The following is a 20,884-nucleotide window of genomic DNA, read 5'->3' as shown; positions in this document are numbered from 1 at the left end:
CGACGCGGCGGGCCCGGGGTGTCGTGTCCGGATCGTGATGGTCCGTACACCTCGCGCGCGGCGCCGACTACGCTGGACCCGGCTCCCCGGGCCGGGTCGGGCGCGCCTCCCGCGCAGCCCGTCCGACGACGCCCGACCGACCGAGAATCGACGGAAGCAGGGAAACGATGACAGCTCGTGCCCAGATCGGCGTGACCGGACTTGCGGTCATGGGCCGCAACCTCGCCCGCAACTTCGCGCGGCACGGGTACACGGTCGCGGTGCACAACCGGTCGTACGCCAAGACCGAGTCCCTGATCGCGGAGGCCGGGCACGAGGGCGACTTCGTGCCGTCCGAGTCGATGGCGGACTTCGTCGCCTCCCTCGAGCGGCCCCGCAAGGTCGTGATCATGGTCAAGGCCGGCGCCGCGACGGACGCCGTGATCGACGAGCTCCTGCCGCTGCTGGAGGAGGGCGACATCGTCGTCGACGCCGGCAACGCGCACTTCCCCGACACGATCCGCCGCGAGAAGACGCTGAGCGAGAAGGGTCTGCACTTCGTCGGCACCGGTGTCTCCGGCGGCGAGGAGGGCGCGCTCAACGGCCCGTCGATCATGCCCGGCGGCACCCGCGAGTCCTACGCGAGCCTCGGCCCGATCCTCGAGGACATCTCCGCGAAGGTGGACGGCACCCCCTGCTGCACCTACGTCGGGCCCGACGGCGCCGGCCACTTCGTCAAGATGGTGCACAACGGCATCGAGTACGCCGACATGCAGCTCATCGCCGAGGCCTACGACCTGCTCAAGCAGGGCCTCGGCGCGTCCGCGGCCGAGATCGGGCAGATCTTCGCCGACTGGAACACCGGCGACCTCGAGTCGTTCCTCATCGAGATCACGGCGGACGTGCTGCAGCACGTCGACGCCGCGACCGGGAGCGCGTTCGTCGACATCGTGCTCGACCAGGCCGAGCAGAAGGGCACCGGCCGCTGGACCGTGCAGAACGGCCTCGACCTGGGCGTGCCGATCACCGGCATCGCCGAGGCGACGTTCGCGCGCGCCCTGTCGGGCTCCGTGCCCCAGCGCGAGGCCGCCCGCGCCGCGCTGCCCGCCGACGCCGGCACGTGGGACGTCACCGACCGCGCGGCGTTCATCGAGGACGTGCGTCTCGCGCTGTACGCGTCGAAGGTCGTCGCGTACTCGCAGGGCTTCGACCAGATCGCGGCCGCCTCCGCCGAGTACGGCTGGGACGTCGACCGTGGCGCGATGGCCCGCATCTGGCGCGGTGGCTGCATCATCCGCGCGCGCTTCCTCAACCGCATCACCGAGGCGTACGAGCGTGCCGCGGACCTGCCGCTGCTGCTCGCCGACGAGTACTTCACCGACGCCGTGGCGAACGGGCTGTCGGCCTGGCGCCGCGTCGTCGCGCAGGCGGCCCTCAACGGGGTCCCCACGCCGGCCTTCTCGTCGTCCCTCGCCTACTACGACGGCGTCCGCGCCGAGCGGCTGCCCGCCGCCCTCATCCAGGCGCAGCGCGACTTCTTCGGCGCCCACACCTACCGCCGCACCGACCGCGACGGCACGTTCCACACCGAGTGGTCCGGCGACCGCACCGAGCAGGAGGCCTGACGCCACCGTGAGCACCCCCAGCACCCCGGCCGCGGGAGCACCCGCGGCCGCTCCCGGGTTCCGACCGGTCATCGTCGGGTCCGACATCGGCGTGTACGCCCTCGCCCGGGCGTTCCACGAGCGGTACGGCGTGCGCACCACCGTGGTCGCGTTCGCCGAGCCCGGCCCGATCGCGCACTCCCGCATCATCGACGTCGTCCTGTCCGGCAGCGAGCCCGAGCAGATCGTCGCGACCCTGCGCGACCTCGCCGCCGCGCAGGCGGGCTCCGGCGACCGGCTCGTCGCGCTCACCAACATGGACTGGGCCGTCCGCACGCTCGTGCACCACCGCGCGGAGCTCGAGGGCGCGGGGTACGTCGTGCCCTTCGCCGACGTCGCGCTCATCGACCGCATCTCCGACAAGGCGGAGTTCGCGGCCGCGTGCGCCGAGCTCGGCATCCCCACGCCGGCCACCGTGATCCAGGACTTCGCGCGGGCCGACGACGCGGGCTGGCAGCCGGCGCCCGTCGCCTTCGACTTCCCGGTGATCGCGAAGCCGGCGAGCAGCGCCGACTACCACGGCGTGACGTTCCCCGGGAAGAAGAAGATCTTCGAGATCGCCACCCCGGCCGAGCTCGACCGGCTGATGATCTCGCTGCGCGAGGCCGGCTTCCGCGGCCGGTTCCTCGTCCAGGAGATGATCCCGGGCGACGACACGCAGATGCGCTCGGTCACCGCGTACGCGGACAGCAGCGGGCGGGTGACGCTGCGCGCGTCGGCCCACGTGCTCCTCGAGGAGCGCACCCCGGCCACCCGCGGCAACCCGTCGGCGATGATCGTCGAGCGGATCGACCCGATCCTCGACGCCGCGCAGCGGCTGCTCGAGCACACCGGCTGGCGCGGCTTCGCGAACTTCGACGTGAAGCTCGACCCGCGCGACGGCGTGTTCAAGTTCTTCGAGCAGAACCCTCGCATCGGTCGGAACAACTACTACGTCACCGCGGGCGGCCAGAACGTGGCCGAGGTGCTCGTGGACGACGTGGTGCACGGCGTGCGCCGCGAGCCGGTGACGGCCGAGCGCGAGATGCTCTACGCCGTCGTGCCGCACCGCCTGCTGCGCCAGTACGTGCTGGACCCGGCGCTGCGCGCCCGGGTGGTCGGGCTCATGCGGGCACGCCGCACCGTGCACCCGCTGCGCTACTCCGCGGACGCCTCACCCCGCCGCCGGCTGTACGTGCTCACCGCGCTGGTCAACCACTGGCGCAAGTACCGCCAGCACTACCCGCTGGACGAGCTGCGGCGCGTGCACGCCACCAACACGCCGGATGGTGCGCCCGGCCGGGTGAGTGCATGAGCCGCTCCACCGCGCCCGAGCCCCGGCCCGAGCTCGCCCCGGTCATCCTCGGCGGCGACATCGGCGTGTACGCCCTCGGGCGGGCCTTCCACGAGCTGTACGGCGTGACGTCGACGGTGATCTCGGGCCTCGTGCCCGGGCCCATCGCCGACTCCCGCATCCTGCGCACCGTGCAGGTCGAGGACAGCCACGACGCGCGCGGGCTCGTGGACGCCGCGCTCAAGGTGGCCGCCGAGACGCTGGCGGCCGACCCCGGCCGCCGCCTGCTGCTCCTGGCCAACTCCGACTGGCTCGTGCGCACGGTGGTGCGCCACCGTGGTGAGCTCGAGGCCGCGGGGTACGTCGTGCCGTTCCTCGACGAGGAGCTGCTGGACGACATCAGCGACAAGGCGACCTTCGCCGAGCTCGCCGAGAAGGTCGGCATCGCCGTGCCGCGCACGATCGTGCAGGACTTCGCCGGCGCCGACGACCCGTCGTGGCAGCCCGTGCCGGTCGACGTCGGCTGGCCGCTCATCGCCAAGGCGGCGAGCAGCGCGGACTACCAGGACGTCGAGTTCCCCGGCAAGCGCAAAGTGTTCGAGATCGGCACGCAGGCCGAGCTCGACGACCTGTGGCGCCGCCTGCGAGAGGCCGGGTTCCGCGGCCGGTTCGTGGCCCAGGAGCTGGTGCCCGGCGACGACACGCAGATGCGTTCCATCACCGCGTACGTCGACGGGCGGGGCGTCGCCACCCTCATGGCCGGCGCGCACGTGCTGCTCGAGGAGCACACCCCGAACGGCCTCGGGAACCCGGCGGCCATGATCACCGGCGACCTCGGCACGATGTTCGACCAGGCGCGCGCGTTCCTGGCGGCCACCGGCTACCGCGGCTTCGCCAACTTCGACATCAAGGTGGACCCGCGCGACGGGAGCTTCGCCTTCTTCGAGGTGAACCCCCGCATCGGCCGCAACAACTACTACGTGACCGCGGCGGGCGCGAACGTCGCGCGGTTCGTCGTGGCCGACCACGTGGACGGGGTGGCCCTCGAGCCGGTCGTCGTGACCCGCGAGGTGCTCTACTCCATCCTGCCGACCAGCCTGCTGCTGCGGTACGTCCGCGAGGACGGGCTGCGGGCGAAGGTGCGCCGGCTCGCCCCGGACACCGCGCACCCCCTGGCCTACTGGGCTGCCGACGGCGGCGCCAAGCGACGCGCGTACGTCGCGGCCGCGAAGGTCAACCAGGTGCGCAAGTTCCGGCAGTGGTACCCGGAGCCCACCGGCACGGGCTTCTGAGGCAGCACCCGTCCTGACACGGCCCGGTCCTGGCGCGCCGACGGGCCCGCACCCCCATGGGTGCGGGCCCGTCGTGCGTCGTCAGTCGCCGATCTCGCTGGTGCCGGCGTACAGGTGCAGCACCGGCGCCCGCAGCTTCTGCCGGGCGCGCGACGCCCAGTCCCTGCGCAGCGTGTCCGCGACCACGTGGGGGTACGTGACCACGACGACCCCCTGCACGCCGTCCGGCCCTCCCTCGGCGGTGACCGCCGCGGCGAGCGCGGGCACGGGGTCCTCCGCGGTCACCTCGCCGTCGGCGGCGACCCCGGTGGCGCGCAGCAGCGCGAGCGACCGCTCGAGCCGGTCGGCCGCGGTGACCTTCGCCTCGTCCTGCGTGGGCTCCCGGCCGACGAGGTCCTCGCCGGCCTCGCGCAGCTCGCCGCTCCACAGGTGGTCGATGATCGCGGAGACGACGTCGGAGTCGGTGTCCTCGGGCACGAGGACCCGGTACCTCTCCGGCTGCTCGGCCTGCAGGTCCGCGATGTGCTGCACATCGGCGTCGGTGAGCGCGTCCTCGGTGAGGATGATGGTCGTCGGCATGCCAGCACCGTAGTCATCCGGGGCCCCGTCCGCGAGGTCAGGACGGCCCTTCCCGTGCGGTGGTGACGAGCGCCTCAGCGCAGCAGCCAGCGCGCCACCAGCGTGCCCGTGCCCGGCGCGTGCAGCAGGTGCGCGAGACGTGCGGGCACGGGCGGCGTCGACGGGATCCCGGCTGGCGGCGGCGGCTCGCCGGATGCCCCGGCAGGGGAGGCGGCGACGATGCGCGACGGGCCCGGCCCGACGACGCTCGGGCTGGTGGTGACGCAGAGCTCGTCGACGAGGCTGTCCGCGAGCATCGCGGCGAGCAGCGTCGGGCCGCCCTCGCACAGCACGCGGGCCAGCCCGCGCCCCGCGAGGGCGGCGAGCCCGGCGCGCACGTCGACGTCGTCCGGGTCGCCGGCGGCCGGCACCTCGACCACGCGGTCGGCGGGCACCATGCGCGCGGCCGTCCGGGCGCCGGCGGCACCCGTGAGGATCAGGGGCGGCCGGTCGCCGTCGGCGAGCAGCTGGGGCACGCGGCCCGACCGCGAGACGAGCGCGAGCTCCAGGGGCCGGTCGCTCGCGGCGGGCAGCCCCGGCGGCCGGTCGAGGGCGGTGTAACCCTCGTGCCGGGCGGTGCCGGCGCCGATCAGCACGACGTCCGCCGCGGCGCGCAGCACGCGGAAGACGCGCCAGTCCGCGTCGTCGTTGATGGAGCCGGAGCGGTGGTCGGAGCCCCAGGCCGCACCGTCGACGGTGGCGACCATGTTGGCCCGGACGTGCGGCACGCCGGCGGGCAGCGCGTGGAGGGCGGTGAGCCGCGGCTCGGCCGGGTCCGCGGGCAGGTGCTCGGGTCCGGGGACGAGCAGGTCGAGCGGCGTCGTGGCAGATCTCACAGCGGCCAGCGTACTGACGCGGCGTAGCCTTGACGGTCGTGACGCTCACGCAGGACACCCCCGCGACGCCCCCGACCTCCGACGCCCGGGAGGGCGCGGTGCCCTCCCTGTCGGCCGTGCGTCCGACCGTCTCGCCGGACCGGCTGCTCGCCGACCTCGTGCCCCCGCGCCACTTCGCGCAGGCCCGGTTCTCGACCTACCGCGCCGACCCGGCGCACCCGAGCCAGACGACGGTGCCCGCCCGGCTGCAGGAGGTGGCGGGGGAGATCACGGCGGCGCGCGCGTCCGGCCTCAAGGCGCTGTTCGGCCGGCGCAAGGCCGTCCCCGCGGTGTACATGGACGGCGGCTTCGGCGTCGGCAAGACGCACCTGCTCACCTCCCTGGCGCACGAGGTCACGGCCGCGCTCGGCGAGGAGTCGGTCGCGTACGGCACGTTCGTGGAGTACACGAACCTCGTGGGCGCCCTCGGCTTCCTGCCCACCGTGGAGGCGCTCGCCACCCGCCGGCTCGTGTGCATCGACGAGTTCGAGCTGGACGACCCGGGCGACACGGTGCTGATGTCCCGGCTGCTGCGCGAGCTCGCGGACCGCGACGTCGCCCTCGCCGCGACGTCGAACACCCTGCCCGAGGCCCTCGGCGAGGGCCGGTTCGCCGCCGAGGACTTCCTCCGCGAGATCCAGGCGCTCTCCTCGCGGTTCGAGGTGCTGCGGGTGGACGGCGAGGACTACCGGCACCGCGCGGTCGTCACCGAGGCCGCCCCGCTGGCCGAGGACGTGGTGGCCCGTGCGGCGGCCGCGCACCCGGGCGCCGTCCTCGACGGGTTCGAGGACCTGCTCGCCCACCTGGCCACCGTGCACCCGAGCCGGTACGGCGCCCTGCTCGACGGCGTCGAGCTCGTGGCGCTCACCGGCGTGCGGCCCGTGCTGCGCCAGGAGGTGGCGCTGCGCCTCGTCGTGCTGGTGGACCGGCTCTACGACCGCGACGTGCCGGTGCTGCTGGCTGGCGACTCCGCGCAGCACCTGTTCACCGACGAGATGCTCCGCGGCGGCTACCGCAAGAAGTACTTCCGGGCGTTGTCGCGCCTGGGAGCCCTCGCCGAGGAGGGGCGCCGCCTCGCCGCGTAGCACCACCGCGTAGCGTCCCGGGCGCCGTCCGCCCGGGCTACCGGTCGACCGGCCCCGTGTGCAGCACGGCCGGCGACCGCGGCGGCAGCGTCAGCGTGCCGTCCTCGTAGGTGGTCCCGGCCGGGTCCCACGCGGCGACGAGCCGGGTGCCGTCGGGCAGCCCGGAGACGTCGACGGTGGCCCGCTCCGTCCCGGTGACCAGCGCGACGGCGGTGCGGCCGCGGTGACCCAGCAGCGTGGTGCCGTCGGTGCGCACCTCCACGGGCAGGTCCCGGTCCGCCGACGCGGCGGGGCGGAGGCCGGCCAGCGTCCTGGTCCACGCGACGAGGCGGCGCGACCGGGCGTCCCGCGCCGGGACGGGGACGTGCTCGGTGTCGAGCACGGGCGGCGTGCCGGCGAGGATCGCGAACGTGAGCAGGCAGGCGCGGTCGTCGTCGGTGACGGCCGCCTCGGCACCGCCGCTCGCGTCGGTCGCGTCGGGGGTCCAGGGCACGGAGCGGTTCGCCGCGGGCAGCCGCGTGAGGTCGCGCACCAGCACCGAGGACGCGCGCTGGGTGGCGCGGTGGGCGCGCCGGAGGCTCGGCGGGCGCCAGGGCGCCGTCGTGGGCGGGAAGACCTCGTTCGCCAGGCGACGCAGGTCCTGGGCGCGGTCGTCGTCGCCGGGGGCGGCGAGGATGTGGTGCACGACGGTGGTCAGCCGGTCGCTGCGACCGGGCCCGTCCACGAGGAGCGCGACGCGGCGCCCGAGCTGCTCGCCGAGCCGGTGGACGTCCTCGGCGAGCTCCCCCAGGAAGGGCATCGCGGACCGGTCCACGAGGGCCTCGACGTCGAGGAGCAGCCCGTCGACGTGGAAGTCCCGCAGCCACCGCTCGGCGTCCGCGACGAGGAAGTCGCGCGGGCCGCGGCTGCCGCTGCCGTCGAGGTTGAGCCGGGGGCTGTCCGAGCCGGCGGGCCCGGGCCGGGCCCCGGTGCGCGGGCCGATCCGCGAGCCCGTCGCGTAGGGGCCGAACGCGTGCAGGCCGAGCCGGTCGGCGACGGCCCACCGGTGGGGGGCGTCGAGCACGACGGCGAGGCCGTGCGCGTGCGCACGGTCGACGAAGCGCTGCAGCGCCCGGGGGCCGCCGTACGGCTCGTGGACGGCGAACAGCCGGACGCCCGCGGCGGGCCCGAGGGCCGGGTCGAAGGCGGCGACGGGGGAGAGCTCCACGCCGACGACGCCGGCGTCCGCGACCGCGGCCAGGCGGTCGGCGGCGGCGTCGAGCGTGCCCTCGGGGGTGAACGTGGGGACGTCGACGCGCAGAAGGGCGCCGACGTCGAGGTCCGCGCCGTGCCACGCATCGTCGGTCCAGGGGAAGTCGGGGTCGAGCACGCGGGAGGGCCCGTCCAGGCCGCCGGGGAGGGAGGTGCTGCACGGGTCGGGCACCGGGTCCGCGCCGTCGATCGAGAACGCGTAGTCCGTGCCCGCGGAGAGCTCGGCGTCCGCGCGCCAGTAGCCGGGCTCGTGCGCGCCCACGAGGCGCAGCGGGAGCCGGTCGCCCGTGGCGGGCAGGACGACCTCGACGGTGTGCGCCCGCGGCGCCCACACGAACGGGCGCGGCCCCGGCCACCGGTCCCGGGTCCGCGGGAGCGGGGGAGGAGGGCCGGTCGCCGCCCTGTCGGCAAGACCTGGATCGGCAGCGGTCACGGCGGACACTCTAGCCACGGGCACCGACCTTCGCGGCCTCAGTCCAGCGGGCCGGACGTGACGTCGCCGACGGGTCGCGCGGTGCGGGACCGACGCCCGCCGCGATGGTGGTGAAGCCGTGCCGACACGGTGCGCGGCACGGAAAAATACTGTGCCAAGCACGGGCACCCAGCGACGGCTGCTGCTAGACCTGGGCCTATGAGCACGCACGACACGGAGGCGCACACCCCGGCGCCGGTGGACATGCTGGACGAGTCGAACGCCTCGCAGGCGAGGCTGGCACCCCGGCGCCGCCCGCTGGACGAGCGACCCGGTGACCCGCGGGCGGGCGGGGACGCGGCGAAGGCGCCGGCGTCCCTCTCGGCCGCCGAGATCGGCCCGATCGAGGGGGCCTCGAGCGGGGTGTCCTGGGACGACCCCGACGAGCTCTGATCGCGACCGTCGTCCCGCGGCCGGTCGGGCCCGTCGGCCCGCCCGGCTCAGCGGGGGAGGCGGTCCGCCCCGACCGGCACGAGGCGGGGCATCCCGGCGGGGGCGACGCGGCTCACCGCCAGGTAGCGGGCCTCGGCGCGGTGCAGGCGGATGTGCTCGTCGAGGGACCAGTCGGGCCCGTTGGTGAGCACCATCCCGCACGAGCAGTCGATCTCGACGATGCCGCCGGCCGCGTGCCGCACCTGCCCCACCGTGACGTGCGACGCCCTGGCCCGCGCCTTGGCCCGGTGCATCGTCGCGGAGACGGGGTCGGCCGGGCCGTCGAGGGGGTCGTCGACAGGGGCGGGGGAGGCGTGATCCACGCGGGCGAGCCTAGTGGCTGTGCGCGATGCCGAGCTCGTGCATCCGCTCGTGCTCCTCGCGGGCGGCCTGGCGCGCGGCGATCCGTGTCTGCACCTCCTCGCGGCGCAGCGGGGGCACGGTCTTCGGCGGCTGGCGACGGGCGGGGAGCTCGCCGAGCAGGCGGGTGACGATCTCGGCGATCTGGTCGGTGGCCTCCTCGCACGGCTCGCGCGTGGCGGCGACGGCGGAGCGCTGGACCCCGGTGACCTTGCGGACGAACTGCTCCGCCGCGGCCCGGATCTCGTCATCGGTGGCGGGCGGCTCGAGCCCCCGCAGGGTCGTGATGTTGCGGCACATGGTCTCGACGCTACGCCGCGGGGGTGACGAGGGCGACGGGTCGGGCGTACGAGAGAGGCCGCCCCGGTGTTCCGGGACGGCCTCGTTCTGGTGGGCGATACTGGGATCGAACCAGTGACCTCTTCCGTGTCAGGGAAGCGCGCTACCGCTGCGCCAATCGCCCAAACGGCTGCTGCGCCCCCGTCAGGGAATGCAGAGCTCGGAGCGGATGACGGGACTCGAACCCGCGACCCTCACCTTGGCAAGGTGATGCTCTACCAACTGAGCCACATCCGCACGACCGAGTCTTCCGGGGCTTCCCCCGGGCCTCTCGGCGCCAGAGGAACATTACCCGGCCGGGGCCGCGTTGGTCCAATCGCGGCCGTGTGACCTGCGACGCCGCCCGGGCCTCCATGCCGCGACCTCATCCTGCGGCCGGCGGATCCGGGACGGGTGACGAGAGGAACGCGGCGCCCACGGCGGCGCCGTCGCGGTGCCGAGCACCGGGAGGGCGAGCAACGCGCCGAACAGCAGGCCCCAGAGCGTGCCCCAGCCCGCGCCGAGCGCCGGGTCGCGCCGGCGGTGCCAGGTGGTGGGGGCCTCGCTGGCCGGCCACGGCCGTCGTCCGTGCGGGGATCGCTGTCGCGGGGAGGGGACGACGAAGCCCCCTGACCGGGACCCGGTCAGGGGGCTTCGTCGTGCTGGTGGGCGATACTGGGATCGAACCAGTGACCTCTTCCGTGTCAGGGAAGCGCGCTACCGCTGCGCCAATCGCCCGTGCTGCGAGGTGGGTACGGGATTCGAACCCGTGTATACGGCTTTGCAGGCCGCTGCCTCGCCTCTCGGCCAACCCACCTTGAGACGTGCTCTCCCGACGCTCATGGTGAGTCGATCAGAGAGTGGGCCTCCGAGCGGATGACGGGACTCGAACCCGCGACCCTCACCTTGGCAAGGTGATGCTCTACCAACTGAGCCACATCCGCGCGACCAGGACCAGGACACCCTGCGGTGCCCGCCGTTCTGGCGCGCCCCAAACATTAGTGGACCCTCGACGGTCCGTCCAATCGCCCCCGCCGGGGTGTGCCGGGAAGCCGTTAGCGTGCTCCTGTGACCGCGCCGACCTCCTGGGCCACGTTCGCCGGACGCCGCGCCACCCGCGCCGTCGAGTGCGTCGACCTCGCCGAGCAGCCCGAGCGGCTGGACGACGGGCTGTGGTTCGTCGTCGTCGACTTCGAGGCCGACCTCGGCCGTGACGGTGCCTCCCGCCCGGGTGGCCGGGCGCGCGCGTGGCGGTTCGCCGAGGTGGCCCCGGAGCCTTCTGCTCCGCCCGGCGGCGGCGACGCCTGGCGGGGCCCCGAGCCGTCCTCTTGGCGGACGTCGATGACGCGGCAGGAGTACGTGCGCGCGGTCGGCACGGTCCGCGAGCGGGTGCGCCGGGGCGACGTCTACCAGGTGAACGTCTGCCGGGTGCTGTCCGCGCCGCTGCCCGCCGGCACGTCGGGCGGCGGCGCGTCCGAGCCCGACGCCTCGGCCCTCGCCGCCCGGCTCGCGGCCGGGAACCCCGCCCCGTACGCGGCCGCCGTGCACGTCCCCGCGGCGAGCGGGCTCGACCCCGTGTGGGTGGTGAGCGCGTCGCCGGAGCTCTACCTGTCGCTCGACGACGCGCGGGGTGCCGTGGGAGACGGCGCGGCGGTGCTCGGCTCGGGCCCGATCAAGGGGACGGCGCGCACGCCGGACGGGCTCACCGCCAAGGATCGCGCCGAGAACGTCATGATCACCGACCTCGTGCGCAACGACCTGCAGCGCGTGTGCCGTCCCGGCACCGTGGACGTCACCGACCTCCTCGCCGTCGAGGAGCACCCGGGCCTCGCCCACCTCGTCTCCCGGGTGCGCGGCGAGCTGGACCCCGCCGCGGCCGGGCCCGGTCGCTGGGGACGGGTGCTGGAGGCCACGTTCCCGCCGGGGTCCGTGTCGGGGGCGCCCAAGTCGTCGGCGCTGCGGCTCGTCGCCGAGCTCGAGACCGCGCCGCGCGGCCCCTACTGCGGCGCCGTCGGCTGGGTGGACGGCGCCGCCGGTCGGGCCGAGCTGGCCGTCGGGATCCGCACCTTCTGGTGGGCCGACGAGCCCGGCGGCGGCGTGCTGCGGTTCGGCACAGGCGCCGGGATCACGTGGGGGAGCGACCCCGAGCGGGAGTGGGAGGAGACCGAGCTCAAGGCCGCGCGGCTCGTCGGCCTGGCGTCGTCCGGCGGGGGTCGGGCGAGCGTCGACCGATGAGTCCGGCGCCTCGCCGCCGTCGGACCGGCATGACACAGGTGACGTGCGACATCGGGATCTCCCTGGACGGGTACTCGGCGGGGATCAACCAGCGGGAGGACCAGCCCTTCGGGGACGGGGTCGGAGACGGCGAGCAGATCCACGCGTGGATGTTCGAGCACGCCGACGCGCACCGCGCCGAGCTCGACGCGATCACGGCGGCGGGCGCGTTCGTCATGGGGCGCAACATGTTCACCCCCGGCCGCGGGGAGTGGGACCTGGCCTGGCGCGGCTGGTGGGGCGACGACCCGCCGTACCACGCACCCGTCTTCGTGCTCACCCATCACGAGCGCGAGCCGCTGGAGATGGACGGCGGCACCACGTTCCACTTCGTCACCGGCGGCCCGCAGGAGGCGCTCGCGCGGGCGCGCGAGGCCGCGGGCGCCCGGGACGTCTCCGTCGCGGGCGGGGCCACGACCGTCAACCAGTTCCTCGCCGCCGACCTCGTCGACGAGCTGCGGCTGCACATCGCGCCGGTCGTCCTCGACGTCGAGGGCGTGCGCCTGTTCGACGGCGTCGGGAACCACGCGCTGCGCGCCGTCGGGGGCCGGGTCACGCCCGAGGTGACGCACGTGGTGCTGCGCCGCTGACCGGCCGCCCCCGGGGGCAGGGTCAGGGCGTCACTCGGGCACGTTGCCCGAGTCGTGGCCCAGCAGGTACGGCGTGGTGACCCCCTCGTACATGAGGTGCGCGACGAGGCCCTCGGTCGCGTGGGGGAGGTTGTGGCAGTGGTCCATCCAGATCCCGGGGTTGTCGGCGACGAAGGCCACGTCGTAGACCTCGCCGTCGCCGACCTCGAGGGAGTCCACCCACCACGGGCTGCCGGTGGCGGGCACGCCGTCGCGGGACAGCACGACGACGTGGTGGCCGTGCAGGTGCATCGGGTGCGGCTCGCCGCTGCGGTTGTCGATCCGCATCCGCACGACGTCGCCCTCCGCGACCGTGAACATCGGCACGTCCGGGTAGGTGTGCCCGTTGACCGTCCAGTGCATGCCCGGCTTGCCGTCCAGGAACCCCGGCGCGCGCCCGATGACGTAGTCGAACGACCGGTCGGCGTCGGCCGGGTCGAACGCGAGCGGTGCCGGCGTGCCGTAGGAGAGCGCGTCCAGCGAGGTCGCGGGGCGCCGTGTGCGGGGAGCGTCGGCGCCGCGCGGCCCGAGGACGACCGCCGCCGACCCGCCCAGCTCGACGCGCGCGGCCGACCCGTCGGGCGGTGCGACGACGAGGAGGTCCGCGCGGCCGCCGGCCGGGACGGTCACGGCCTGGCCGGTCACCTCGGCGGGTGCGTGCACGTCCGTGCCGTCGATCGCCAGGAGGCGGAACGGGGCCCCGCTCACCCACACCGACAGGGTGCCGTTGTCGGTGTTGACGACGCGCACGCGCGCCGCGCGGCCGGGCGACAGCTCGACCGGAAGGTCCCCGACGACGCCCTGCACTGTCCGCCGCGAGCCGTACTGGTGCACGACCGCGGGCACGTCCACGGCGTCGTCGAGCAGCCGGGCCACGGCCGGCCCACCCGCGGGCCGGGCTCCCGGGGCCGGCTCGACCACCAGCGCCCCCAGCAGCCCTCTGCGGACCTGCTCGTGCGACACCTGGTGCGAGTGGTACCAGTACGTGCCCGCGTCCTTCGTGACGAACCGGTAGCTGAACGACCCGCCGACCGGCACCGCGTCCTGCGTCACTCCCGCCACGCCGTCCGCGGCGCCCGGCACGTCCACGCCATGCCAGTGCAGCGTGGCGCCGCCGGGCACGCCGGCGTTGACGAACCGCACCTCGACGAGGTCGCCCTGGACGGCGCGGACCGTCGGGCCGGGCGTCGTGCCGTTCACGGTGTACGCGTCCGTGGTGGCGCCCGGCGCGATCTCGACGCGCTCGGCGCGGGCGGTGAGCGTGACGCTCACGTCCGGTGGGCCGGGAGGGGCCACCAGGGAGTCGACGCTCATCCCGGCGGCGGCGTGCGCGCCCTGCCCGCCGTGCCCCGCGTGGCCGTCGAGGCTCGTCACGCGAGGCCCGCTGCCCGCGGGAAAGCCCCGCTCGGCGGTGCTCGCCCCGGTCACGGAGAACTGCCCTGGCACCCGGCTCGTCTGCCACAGCAGCAGCACGGGGACGAGGACGGCCGCCGCCACCACGCCCGCGACCACGCGGCGCAGCACCGGCGACGTGCGTCCGGTCATCGAACGACTCCTCGGGACGCCCCGGGACGCCTCAGGACGCCAGGCCCTCGGCGGGCGTCGCGCCGACCGACGCCGTCGTGCTGACCGCGCGGCCCCGCGCCGCGACCCGCCAGCCCGTGTACAGCGAGACGCCGAACAGCAGGAGCGCGTTGACGCCGTGCAGGCCGCCGAGGAAGGGGACGCTGTGCCCGGCGATGCCGAGGGTGGCCTGGAGGGCCACGAGCAGCAGGATCGCCAGCCCCCACCGCCACGCACCGCGCACGCCGGCGAAGAAGGAGGCGACGAAGGTCAGGAGGGCGACGATCGGCAGGACCATCATCCCGTTCATCCCGTGCAGGACCATCCCGTTCTGCTCGGGGAACACCTGCTCGCCGGCGAACACCTGCTCCATCGCCGCCTGGTCGAGCACACCGCCGTCGTCGATGTAGAGGCCCATGCCCGCGACCGCGTAGACGATCACGGCGGCCTGGACGACGACGCCCGCGGCGACGACGTAGGCGAGCGTGCGGAAGACCTGTCTCATCGGGATCACCTCGAGAACGTGGGGCCGCGCCGTCGCGGCCCGTCTTCCGATGGTGAGCCGCCCGCGGCCCGCGCTGCTACGCACCGCCGGGGTGAACACGGGGGTGAAGTCGGCGGGGCGCGCGGCCCGTGAGGTCGGGCACACTGGCCCCATGAGTCTGGTGATCTGGGCGGAGGGCCGCCTCGTCGGTCAGGGAGAGGCGGCGCTCAGCGCCGTCGACCACGGCATCACGGTGGGGGACGGTGTCTTCGAGACGTGCACCGTCTTCGACGGGCAGGCGTTCGCGCTGACGCGACACCTGCGCCGCCTCGCGCGGTCGGCGCAGGGCCTCGGCCTCGCCGCCCCCGACGAGGAGAAGGTGCGCGACGGCGTCGCCGCCGTGCTCGCCGAGGCCGTGCGGGCCGACGGGCCCTTCGACGGCCGCTTGCGCATCACCGTGACCGGCGGGATCGGCCCGCTCGGCTCCGGCCGCGTCGACGCCCCGGAGACCGTCGTCGTCGCCGTGCAGGACTCGACCATGGCCCCGACCTCGCGATCCGCACGCTCGCCGTGGCCCCGTAACGAGCGGTCCGCCGTCGCCGGCCTCAAGACCACCTCGTACGCCGAGAACGTGGTGGCGCTCGCGGACGCGGTGCGCAAGGGCGGCGACGAGTCGATCCTGCCCAACACGGTCGGCGACCTGTGCGAGGGCACCGGGTCCAACGTCTTCGTCGAGCGCGACGGCGAGCTGGTCACGCCCACCCTCGAGTCCGGGTGCCTCGCCGGCATCACCCGCGCCCTCGCGCTCGAGTGGGCCGCGGAGGAAGGGCTGCCCGTCCGCGAGGCCAAGGAGGGCGAGCTGCCGTTCACCGTGCTCGACGAGGTGACGCAGGGCCGCGCCCAGCTCACCCTCACGTCGTCGGGACGCAACGTGCAGCCCGTCGTCTGGCTCGACGGCGCGGACGTCGCCGTGGGCGAGGTCTCGCGCGCGGTGCGCGAGGTGTTCGAGCGCAACTGCCGCGAGCGCCTCGACCCCTGACACGCCTGCGGCGCCGGTTTGGTCAGCCGCCCGATCTGTGGCTAATATCGTCCACGCACCGGGCGATTGGCGCAGTGGTAGCGCGCTTCGTTCACACCGAAGAGGTCACTGGTTCGAACCCAGTATCGCCCACCCGTGAGCAAAGGCCCCTGACCAGCGGAAGCGCTGGTCAGGGGCCTTTGTCATGCGCTGCGCGCGAGCGGGGGATGATGGCCCGGTGTCCCGTGACCTGTGCCCCGGCCTCCGGGTGAGCTCTGCGCTCGTCGTGCCCGAGGCGGAGCTGTCGTGGCGGTTCTCGCGGTCGTCGGGGCCGGGCGGCCAGGGCGTGAACACGGCGGACTCGCGGGTCGAGCTGTCGTGGGACGTCGCCGCGTCGGCGGTGCTGTCCGACGCGCAGCGCGCACGGCTGGTCGAGCGGCTGGGCGGCCGCCTGGTGGACGGCGTGCTCACGGTGGCGGCGTCGGAGCACCGGGCGCAGCTGCGGAACCGGGAGGCCGCGCGGGTGCGGCTGGCCGCGCTCGTCGCGGACGCGCTCGCACCGCCCGGGCCGCGCCGTCGGGCGACCCGGCCCACCCGCGGCTCCGTGACGCGCCGGCTCGACGCGAAGAAGCAGCGGTCGGGCGTCAAGAAGCTGCGCCGGCCGCCGTCGGACTGACCGCTCGGGCCGGTCGACCCGCCCAGCGAGTTGTCAGGGGCAGGGCGCGGTACACCCGGCGCGCGTCCTGACAGCTGTTCGGGACTACCGGGGCGCGGGGCCGCTGCTCTGCCGCACGGCCAGGCGCACGGGCACGGTCTCGTGCGTGCCGCTGAGGTCGACGCCGTCGCGCACCTGGCGCAGCAGCAGGTCGACCAGGCTGCTGCCGATGCGCGCGAAGTCCTGCTCCACGGTGGTGAGCGGGGGCCACAGGTGCTCGGCGAGCGTGATGCCGTCGAAGCCGACGACGGACACGTCCTCGGGCACGCGGCGGCCCGCCTCGTGCAGGGCGTGCAGCACGCCGGCGGCGGTCTCGTCGTTGGCGCAGAACACGGCGGTGACGTCGGGGTCGGCGGCGAGGAGGGCGCCGGCGGCGCACCCGGCGCGGGCGCTCCAGTCGCCGTGCAGCGGGTCGGGGACGGGGCGCCCGGCCGCCTCGAGCGTGGCCCGCCAGGCGTCGATGCGGCTCCGGGCGGGCAGCGAGTCGTCGGGGCCGGCGACGTGGTGCACGGTGTGGTGGCCGAGGTCGAGCAGGTGCTGCACGGCCAGGCGCGCGCCCTCGGTCTGGTCGGCGCGGACGGCGGGGTGCGTCCCGACGAACCGCGAGTCCGACACGACGACGGGCAGCTGCGCGGGCAGCGCCAGGGTGTCCGGCGTGGCGGACTCGGCGCGCACGATGACGAGGCCGTCGATGGCCTGGTGGGACAGCCGGGCGACGGCGGCGGAGACGTCGTCGGGGGAGGGGCTCTCGACGTCGACGATCGTCACGGTGTAGCCCTCGGCGCGGGCCGCCTCGACGACGGCCTCGACGGTGCGGGACTCGCCGGTGCGCGCCAGGCGGTGGGCGATGACGCCGATGGTGCGGAAGCTGCCGTAGCGCAGGGCCCGGGCCGCGGTGTTGGGCGCGTACCCGAGCTCCGCCATCGCCGCGAGGACACGCTCCCGGGTGGCGGGCCTGACGTTGTCCAGCCCCATGGAGACACGCGAGACGGTCTGCGAGGAGACCCCGGCCAACGCCGCGACCTCCGCCATCGACGGCGCCGTCCGCGAGCGCCCGCGTCCCTGGGGGCGCGCCTGCGGCGCACCGTTCGTCTCGACCATCCCTGCCCTCTCGTGACCTCGGCCGTCGGCCCGCGACGGCGACGTCGCGGGCCGGGTGCGACGGCGGGGCTTGACATCTCCCGCCGCCTCGCGACACTCTAATGCCGCCAGGATGTTTACGTAAACATTCGGCCTGTCCCCTGGGAGTTGATCCGTGACCGCTGTCGCTCCGGCATCCTCGCCGCCCACCGTGCCCGCGCTGCGCCGCAGCGGCCGGCGCTGGACCGGGTGGGCGTTCGTCGGCCCGTTCATGCTGGTGTTCGCGCTGGTGTTCCTGGCGCCGATCGCCTACTCGCTGTACCTGTCCGTGTTCCGCACGCAGATGGTGGGCGGCACCACGTTCGTCGGCCTCGAGAACTACTCGCAGGCCCTCGCCGACCCGCAGTTCTGGGAGGGGCTGGGCCGCGTCGCCCTGTTCCTCGTGGTGCAGGTGCCGATCATGCTCGGCATCGCGCTGCTCGTGGCCCTCGCGATCGACAGCGGCCGGCTCTACGGCAAGAGCTTCTTCCGCATCTCGATCTTCATGCCCTACGCGGTGCCCGCCGTCGTCGCCTCGCTCATGTGGGGCTTCATGTACGGCACGCGCTTCGGCCTGGTCGGCAACATCAACGACGCGCTCGGCATCAGCCTGCCGAACCCGCTGTCGCCGGACCTCGTCCTGGCCTCGATCGGCAACATCGTGACCTGGGAGTTCGTCGGCTACAACATGCTGATCTTCTACGCCGCGCTGCGCGTGGTGCCGCACTCGCTGTACGAGGCGGCGGAGATCGACGGTGCCGGCCAGTGGCGCGTCATCGGCGCCATCAAGCTGCCCGCCATCCGCGGCGCGCTCGTCATCGCCACGATCTTCTCGATCATCGGCAGCTTCCAGCTCTTCAACGAGCCCAGCATCCTCAAGTCGCTCGCTCCGAACGCCATCACGACGTCGTACACGCCCAACCTGTACGCCTACTCGCTGTCGTTCTCCGGGCAGCAGTACAACTACTCCGCGACCGTCGCCATCATCATGGGCCTGATCACCATGGTGATCGCCTACGTGGTGCAGCTGCGCGGCATGCGCAAGGAGCCGTGACCCGTGTCGACGCTGACCGCCACCCCCGCCCGCCCCGCCGTGCGCCTGCGGACCCCGCGCCACCACTCCGTGGCCCAGCCCCGCCGCAGCACCCTGCTCACCGTGCTCACCACGGTGGTGCTCGTCTACTCGCTGGTGCCGCTCGCGTGGCTGCTCATCAACACCACCAAGACGCAGGCCGACCTGTTCTCCTCGTTCGGCCTCTGGTTCGGCGACTCGTTCTCCCTGTGGGACAACATCACCGCCACGCTGACCTACGACGGCGGCGTCTTCGTGCGGTGGTTCGCCAACACCGTGCTGTACGTCGTGGTGGGCGCCGGCGGGGCGACGTTCCTCGCCGTGCTCGGCGGCTACGCCCTGGCGAAGTTCGACTTCCCCGGCAGGCGCGGCGTGTTCGCGCTCGTCATCGGCGCCGTCGCCGTGCCCGGCACGGCGCTCGCCGTCCCGACGTTCCTCATGTTCAGCCAGATGGGCCTGACCAACACGCCGTGGGCGGTGATCATCCCGTCGCTCATCTCGCCGTTCGGGCTCTACCTCATGTGGACGTTCGCGTCCGAGGCGGTGCCCGGCGAGCTCCTCGAGGCCGCGCGGATCGACGGCGCGGGGGAGTTCCGCACCTTCTTCCGGGTGAGCCTGCCGCTGCTCGGCCCCGGCATCGTCACCGTGCTGCTCTTCACGATGGTCGCGACGTGGAACAACTACTTCCTGCCGCTGATCATGCTGCGCGACTCGTCCTGGTACCCGCTGACGCTCGGCCTCAACGCGTGGAACGCGCAGGCCGCCACCGCCGGCGGCGAGGCGATCTTCAACCTCGTGATCACCGGAGCCCTGCTCACCATCCTGCCGCTCGTGGCCGCCTTCCTGCTGCTGCAGCGCTACTGGCAGTCCGGCCTCGCGGCCGGGTCCGTCAAGGAGTGACCGGGAGCGACCCCGCACTCCCGAACCTGCACTCCCACCCGCAGTCCCCGACACGCTCCACCCCGTCTGACGATGAAGTGAGGACACCCATGAACGCACGACCCCGCCACCTGGTGCGCGGCACCGCCCTCGCCGGCGTGCTGGCGCTCGGCCTGGCCGCCTGCGGCTCCGCCGACGACAGTGGCTCCGGCGGCGGCGACGCCGCGCCCGTCGACACCGCCTCCGTCCTCGACAAGGGCGGCGAGATCACCGTCTGGGCGTGGGAGCCCACGCTCGAGGGCGTCGTGAAGGACTTCGAGTCGACGTACCCGAACGTCACGGTGAACCTGGAGAACGTCGGCACGGCCAACGACGAGTACACCGCGCTGCAGAACGCGATCGCCGCCGGCGACGGCGTCCCCGACGTCGCGCAGATCGAGTACTACGCGGTGCCGCAGTTCGCCATCTCCGAGGCCCTGACCGACCTGGGCCCGCTCGGTGCCGCCGACCTGGACGGCACGTTCAGCACCGGCCCGTGGAACGCGGTGCACAGCGGCGACGGCGTGTACGGCCTGCCGATGGACTCCGGCCCGATGGCCCTCTTCTACAACAAGGACGTCTTCGACAAGTACGGCGTCGACGTGCCCACGACGTGGCAGGAGTACCTCGAGGCCGCGCGGACCATCCACGAGAAGGACCCGAAGGCGTACATCGCCAACGACATCGGCGACGCCGGGTTCACCACCAGCATGATCTGGCAGGCCGGCGGCCACCCCTACCAGGTGGACGGCACGGACGTGACGATCGACTTCGCCGGAGACCAGGGCACGAAGGCGTTCACCGACGTCTGGCAGCAGCTCGTCGACGAGGACCTCCTCGCGCCCGTGGGCTCGTGGAGCGACGAGTGGTACCAGGGCCTCGGCAACGGCACCATCGCGTCGCTGACCATCGGCGCCTGGATGCCGGCCAACCTCGAGTCCGGCGTCCCGCAGGGCAAGGGCAAGTGGCGCGTCGCCGAGATGCCGCAGTGGGAGGCCGGGCAGCACGCCTCGGCCGAGAACGGCGGCTCGTCGCTGACCGTGCCCGCCGCGAGCACGAACGCCGAGCTCGCCTACGCGTTCGTCGACTTCGCCACGCACGGGGACGGCGTGCAGACGCGCATCGACGGCGGCGCGTTCCCCGCGACGACGGCCGACCTCGAGTCGGACGACTTCCGCGGCACGGAGTCGGAGTACTTCGGGGACCAGAAGATCAACGAGGTGCTCGCCGACTCCGCCGCGAACGTCGTGGAAGGCTGGCAGTACCTGCCGTTCCAGGTCTACGCGAACTCGATCTTCAACGACACGGTGGGCCAGGCGTACGTGTCCGGCACCACGCTGACCGACGGCCTCGGTGCGTGGCAGGAGCAGTCCGTCACGTACGGCAACGGCCAGGGCTTCACCGTCAACAAGTGAGCGCGGCCGCGTGACGCGGCGGCGGGGCGTACCGCCCAGCCGCCCGTCGCGCGCCGTC

The 20,884-nt window shown here is 74.1% G+C and carries 20 protein-coding genes and 6 tRNA genes; 13 read left to right on the top strand and 13 right to left on the bottom strand.

Annotated elements, in window-relative coordinates:
• The first annotated feature begins 167 nt into the window (after positions 1-167).
• Genes gndA through ACFWDO_RS01210 form a run of 3 tightly spaced genes read left to right on the top strand, consistent with a single transcriptional unit; the run spans position 168 to position 4,208 of the window.
• Positions 168-1,604 carry an NADP-dependent phosphogluconate dehydrogenase gene (gene gndA, locus ACFWDO_RS01220; protein ID WP_380324993.1) on the top strand — a complete coding sequence of 479 codons (1,437 nt, stop codon included), beginning with the start codon at positions 168-170 and terminating at the stop codon, positions 1,602-1,604.
• A 7-nt stretch (positions 1,605-1,611) separates the two neighbouring features.
• Positions 1,612-2,937 carry a hypothetical protein gene (locus ACFWDO_RS01215; protein ID WP_380324996.1) on the top strand — a complete coding sequence of 442 codons (1,326 nt, stop codon included), beginning with the start codon at positions 1,612-1,614 and terminating at the stop codon, positions 2,935-2,937.
• Complete coding sequence (locus tag ACFWDO_RS01210) at positions 2,934-4,208, top strand: hypothetical protein (protein ID WP_380324999.1); 1,275 nt, start codon at positions 2,934-2,936, stop codon at positions 4,206-4,208. The genes ACFWDO_RS01215 and ACFWDO_RS01210 overlap by 4 nt, the downstream gene beginning before the upstream one ends.
• A gap of 81 nt (positions 4,209-4,289) precedes the next feature.
• Here the strand turns inward: ACFWDO_RS01210 and ACFWDO_RS01205 are convergent, their stop codons facing one another.
• Both ACFWDO_RS01205 and ACFWDO_RS01200 read right to left on the bottom strand, forming a co-directional pair.
• Positions 4,290-4,787, bottom strand: a complete 498-nt coding sequence (locus ACFWDO_RS01205; protein WP_380326303.1) for a hypothetical protein — start codon at positions 4,785-4,787, stop codon at positions 4,290-4,292.
• Between the two features lie 74 nt (positions 4,788-4,861).
• Complete coding sequence (locus ACFWDO_RS01200) at positions 4,862-5,662, bottom strand: dihydrofolate reductase family protein (protein ID WP_380326300.1); 801 nt, start codon at positions 5,660-5,662, stop codon at positions 4,862-4,864.
• Positions 5,663-5,700: 38 nt separating this feature from the next.
• Between ACFWDO_RS01200 and zapE the strand changes: the two genes are divergently transcribed.
• Entirely contained in the window at positions 5,701-6,786 is a 1,086-nt protein-coding gene (zapE, locus tag ACFWDO_RS01195; RefSeq protein ID WP_380326297.1) for a cell division protein ZapE, read from the top strand.
• Between the two features lie 37 nt (positions 6,787-6,823).
• Here the strand turns inward: zapE and ACFWDO_RS01190 are convergent, their stop codons facing one another.
• Entirely contained in the window at positions 6,824-8,470 is a 1,647-nt protein-coding gene (locus ACFWDO_RS01190) for a hypothetical protein (protein WP_380326294.1), read from the bottom strand.
• Between the two features lie 198 nt (positions 8,471-8,668).
• Between ACFWDO_RS01190 and ACFWDO_RS01185 the strand changes: the two genes are divergently transcribed.
• On the top strand, positions 8,669-8,902 hold the full coding sequence (locus ACFWDO_RS01185; protein ID WP_380326291.1) for a hypothetical protein: 234 nt from the start codon (positions 8,669-8,671) through the stop codon (positions 8,900-8,902).
• A gap of 47 nt (positions 8,903-8,949) precedes the next feature.
• On the opposite strand, the gene ACFWDO_RS01180 is transcribed toward ACFWDO_RS01185, so the two are convergent.
• The 7 genes from ACFWDO_RS01180 to ACFWDO_RS01150 all read right to left on the bottom strand — a co-directional run bounded on the left by ACFWDO_RS01180 (position 8,950) and on the right by ACFWDO_RS01150 (position 10,563).
• Positions 8,950-9,195 carry a hypothetical protein gene (locus tag ACFWDO_RS01180; RefSeq protein ID WP_380326306.1) on the bottom strand — a complete coding sequence of 82 codons (246 nt, stop codon included), beginning with the start codon at positions 9,193-9,195 and terminating at the stop codon, positions 8,950-8,952.
• Positions 9,196-9,274: 79 nt separating this feature from the next.
• Entirely contained in the window at positions 9,275-9,601 is a 327-nt protein-coding gene (locus ACFWDO_RS01175) for a DUF2277 domain-containing protein (RefSeq protein WP_380326288.1), read from the bottom strand.
• A gap of 88 nt (positions 9,602-9,689) precedes the next feature.
• Positions 9,690-9,764: transfer RNA gene (locus tag ACFWDO_RS01170), tRNA-Val, on the bottom strand.
• A gap of 40 nt (positions 9,765-9,804) precedes the next feature.
• Positions 9,805-9,877: transfer RNA gene (locus ACFWDO_RS01165), tRNA-Gly, on the bottom strand.
• Between the two features lie 405 nt (positions 9,878-10,282).
• A tRNA-Val gene (locus ACFWDO_RS01160) sits at positions 10,283-10,357 on the bottom strand.
• A gap of 8 nt (positions 10,358-10,365) precedes the next feature.
• Positions 10,366-10,436 (bottom strand) — tRNA-Cys (locus ACFWDO_RS01155).
• A 54-nt stretch (positions 10,437-10,490) separates the two neighbouring features.
• Positions 10,491-10,563: transfer RNA gene (locus ACFWDO_RS01150), tRNA-Gly, on the bottom strand.
• A 124-nt stretch (positions 10,564-10,687) separates the two neighbouring features.
• On the opposite strand from ACFWDO_RS01150, the gene ACFWDO_RS01145 reads away from it, so the two are divergent.
• Together ACFWDO_RS01145 and ACFWDO_RS01140 are read left to right on the top strand one after the other, a co-directional pair.
• The gene (locus ACFWDO_RS01145) at positions 10,688-11,854 is read left to right on the top strand and encodes a chorismate-binding protein (RefSeq protein WP_380326411.1); all 1,167 of its coding nucleotides are present in this window, start codon (positions 10,688-10,690) and stop codon (positions 11,852-11,854) included.
• Positions 11,855-11,883: 29 nt separating this feature from the next.
• Complete coding sequence (locus ACFWDO_RS01140; RefSeq protein WP_380326408.1) at positions 11,884-12,483, top strand: dihydrofolate reductase family protein; 600 nt, start codon at positions 11,884-11,886, stop codon at positions 12,481-12,483.
• A gap of 30 nt (positions 12,484-12,513) precedes the next feature.
• Here ACFWDO_RS01140 and ACFWDO_RS01135 read toward each other — a convergent pair whose 3' ends face one another.
• Positions 12,514-14,067, bottom strand: a complete 1,554-nt coding sequence (locus tag ACFWDO_RS01135) for a multicopper oxidase family protein (protein WP_380326406.1) — start codon at positions 14,065-14,067, stop codon at positions 12,514-12,516.
• A 31-nt stretch (positions 14,068-14,098) separates the two neighbouring features.
• The gene (locus ACFWDO_RS01130) at positions 14,099-14,590 is read right to left on the bottom strand and encodes a hypothetical protein (RefSeq protein WP_380326403.1); all 492 of its coding nucleotides are present in this window, start codon (positions 14,588-14,590) and stop codon (positions 14,099-14,101) included.
• Positions 14,591-14,741: 151 nt separating this feature from the next.
• On the opposite strand from ACFWDO_RS01130, the gene ACFWDO_RS01125 reads away from it, so the two are divergent.
• The 3 genes from ACFWDO_RS01125 to arfB all read left to right on the top strand — a co-directional run bounded on the left by ACFWDO_RS01125 (position 14,742) and on the right by arfB (position 16,263).
• Positions 14,742-15,608, top strand: coding sequence for an aminotransferase class IV (locus tag ACFWDO_RS01125; RefSeq protein WP_380326400.1), 867 nt, complete (start codon positions 14,742-14,744; stop codon positions 15,606-15,608).
• 60 nt (positions 15,609-15,668) lie between these two features.
• Positions 15,669-15,740 (top strand) — tRNA-Val (locus ACFWDO_RS01120).
• Positions 15,741-15,825: 85 nt separating this feature from the next.
• A complete protein-coding gene (gene arfB, locus ACFWDO_RS01115) occupies positions 15,826-16,263 on the top strand; it encodes an alternative ribosome rescue aminoacyl-tRNA hydrolase ArfB (RefSeq protein WP_380321148.1) in 438 nt (145 codons plus the stop codon).
• Between the two features lie 84 nt (positions 16,264-16,347).
• Here the strand turns inward: arfB and ACFWDO_RS01110 are convergent, their stop codons facing one another.
• The gene (locus tag ACFWDO_RS01110) at positions 16,348-17,403 is read right to left on the bottom strand and encodes a LacI family DNA-binding transcriptional regulator (RefSeq protein ID WP_380321151.1); all 1,056 of its coding nucleotides are present in this window, start codon (positions 17,401-17,403) and stop codon (positions 16,348-16,350) included.
• A 154-nt stretch (positions 17,404-17,557) separates the two neighbouring features.
• Between ACFWDO_RS01110 and ACFWDO_RS01105 the strand changes: the two genes are divergently transcribed.
• The 3 genes from ACFWDO_RS01105 (at position 17,558) to ACFWDO_RS01095 (ending at position 20,826) form a co-directional block, all read left to right on the top strand.
• Positions 17,558-18,475 carry a carbohydrate ABC transporter permease gene (locus ACFWDO_RS01105; protein ID WP_380321154.1) on the top strand — a complete coding sequence of 306 codons (918 nt, stop codon included), beginning with the start codon at positions 17,558-17,560 and terminating at the stop codon, positions 18,473-18,475.
• A gap of 3 nt (positions 18,476-18,478) precedes the next feature.
• The gene (locus tag ACFWDO_RS01100) at positions 18,479-19,393 is read left to right on the top strand and encodes a carbohydrate ABC transporter permease (protein WP_380321157.1); all 915 of its coding nucleotides are present in this window, start codon (positions 18,479-18,481) and stop codon (positions 19,391-19,393) included.
• Positions 19,394-19,482: 89 nt separating this feature from the next.
• Positions 19,483-20,826, top strand: coding sequence for an ABC transporter substrate-binding protein (locus ACFWDO_RS01095; RefSeq protein WP_380321160.1), 1,344 nt, complete (start codon positions 19,483-19,485; stop codon positions 20,824-20,826).
• Positions 20,827-20,884 lie beyond the last annotated feature (58 nt).

The organism is Isoptericola sp. NPDC060185 (assembly GCF_042728595.1).
Classification (GTDB): domain Bacteria; phylum Actinomycetota; class Actinomycetes; order Actinomycetales; family Cellulomonadaceae; genus Isoptericola.
Note: the sequence above shows the minus strand (reverse complement) of the source record. Positions and strands in the feature narration are given on the sequence as shown.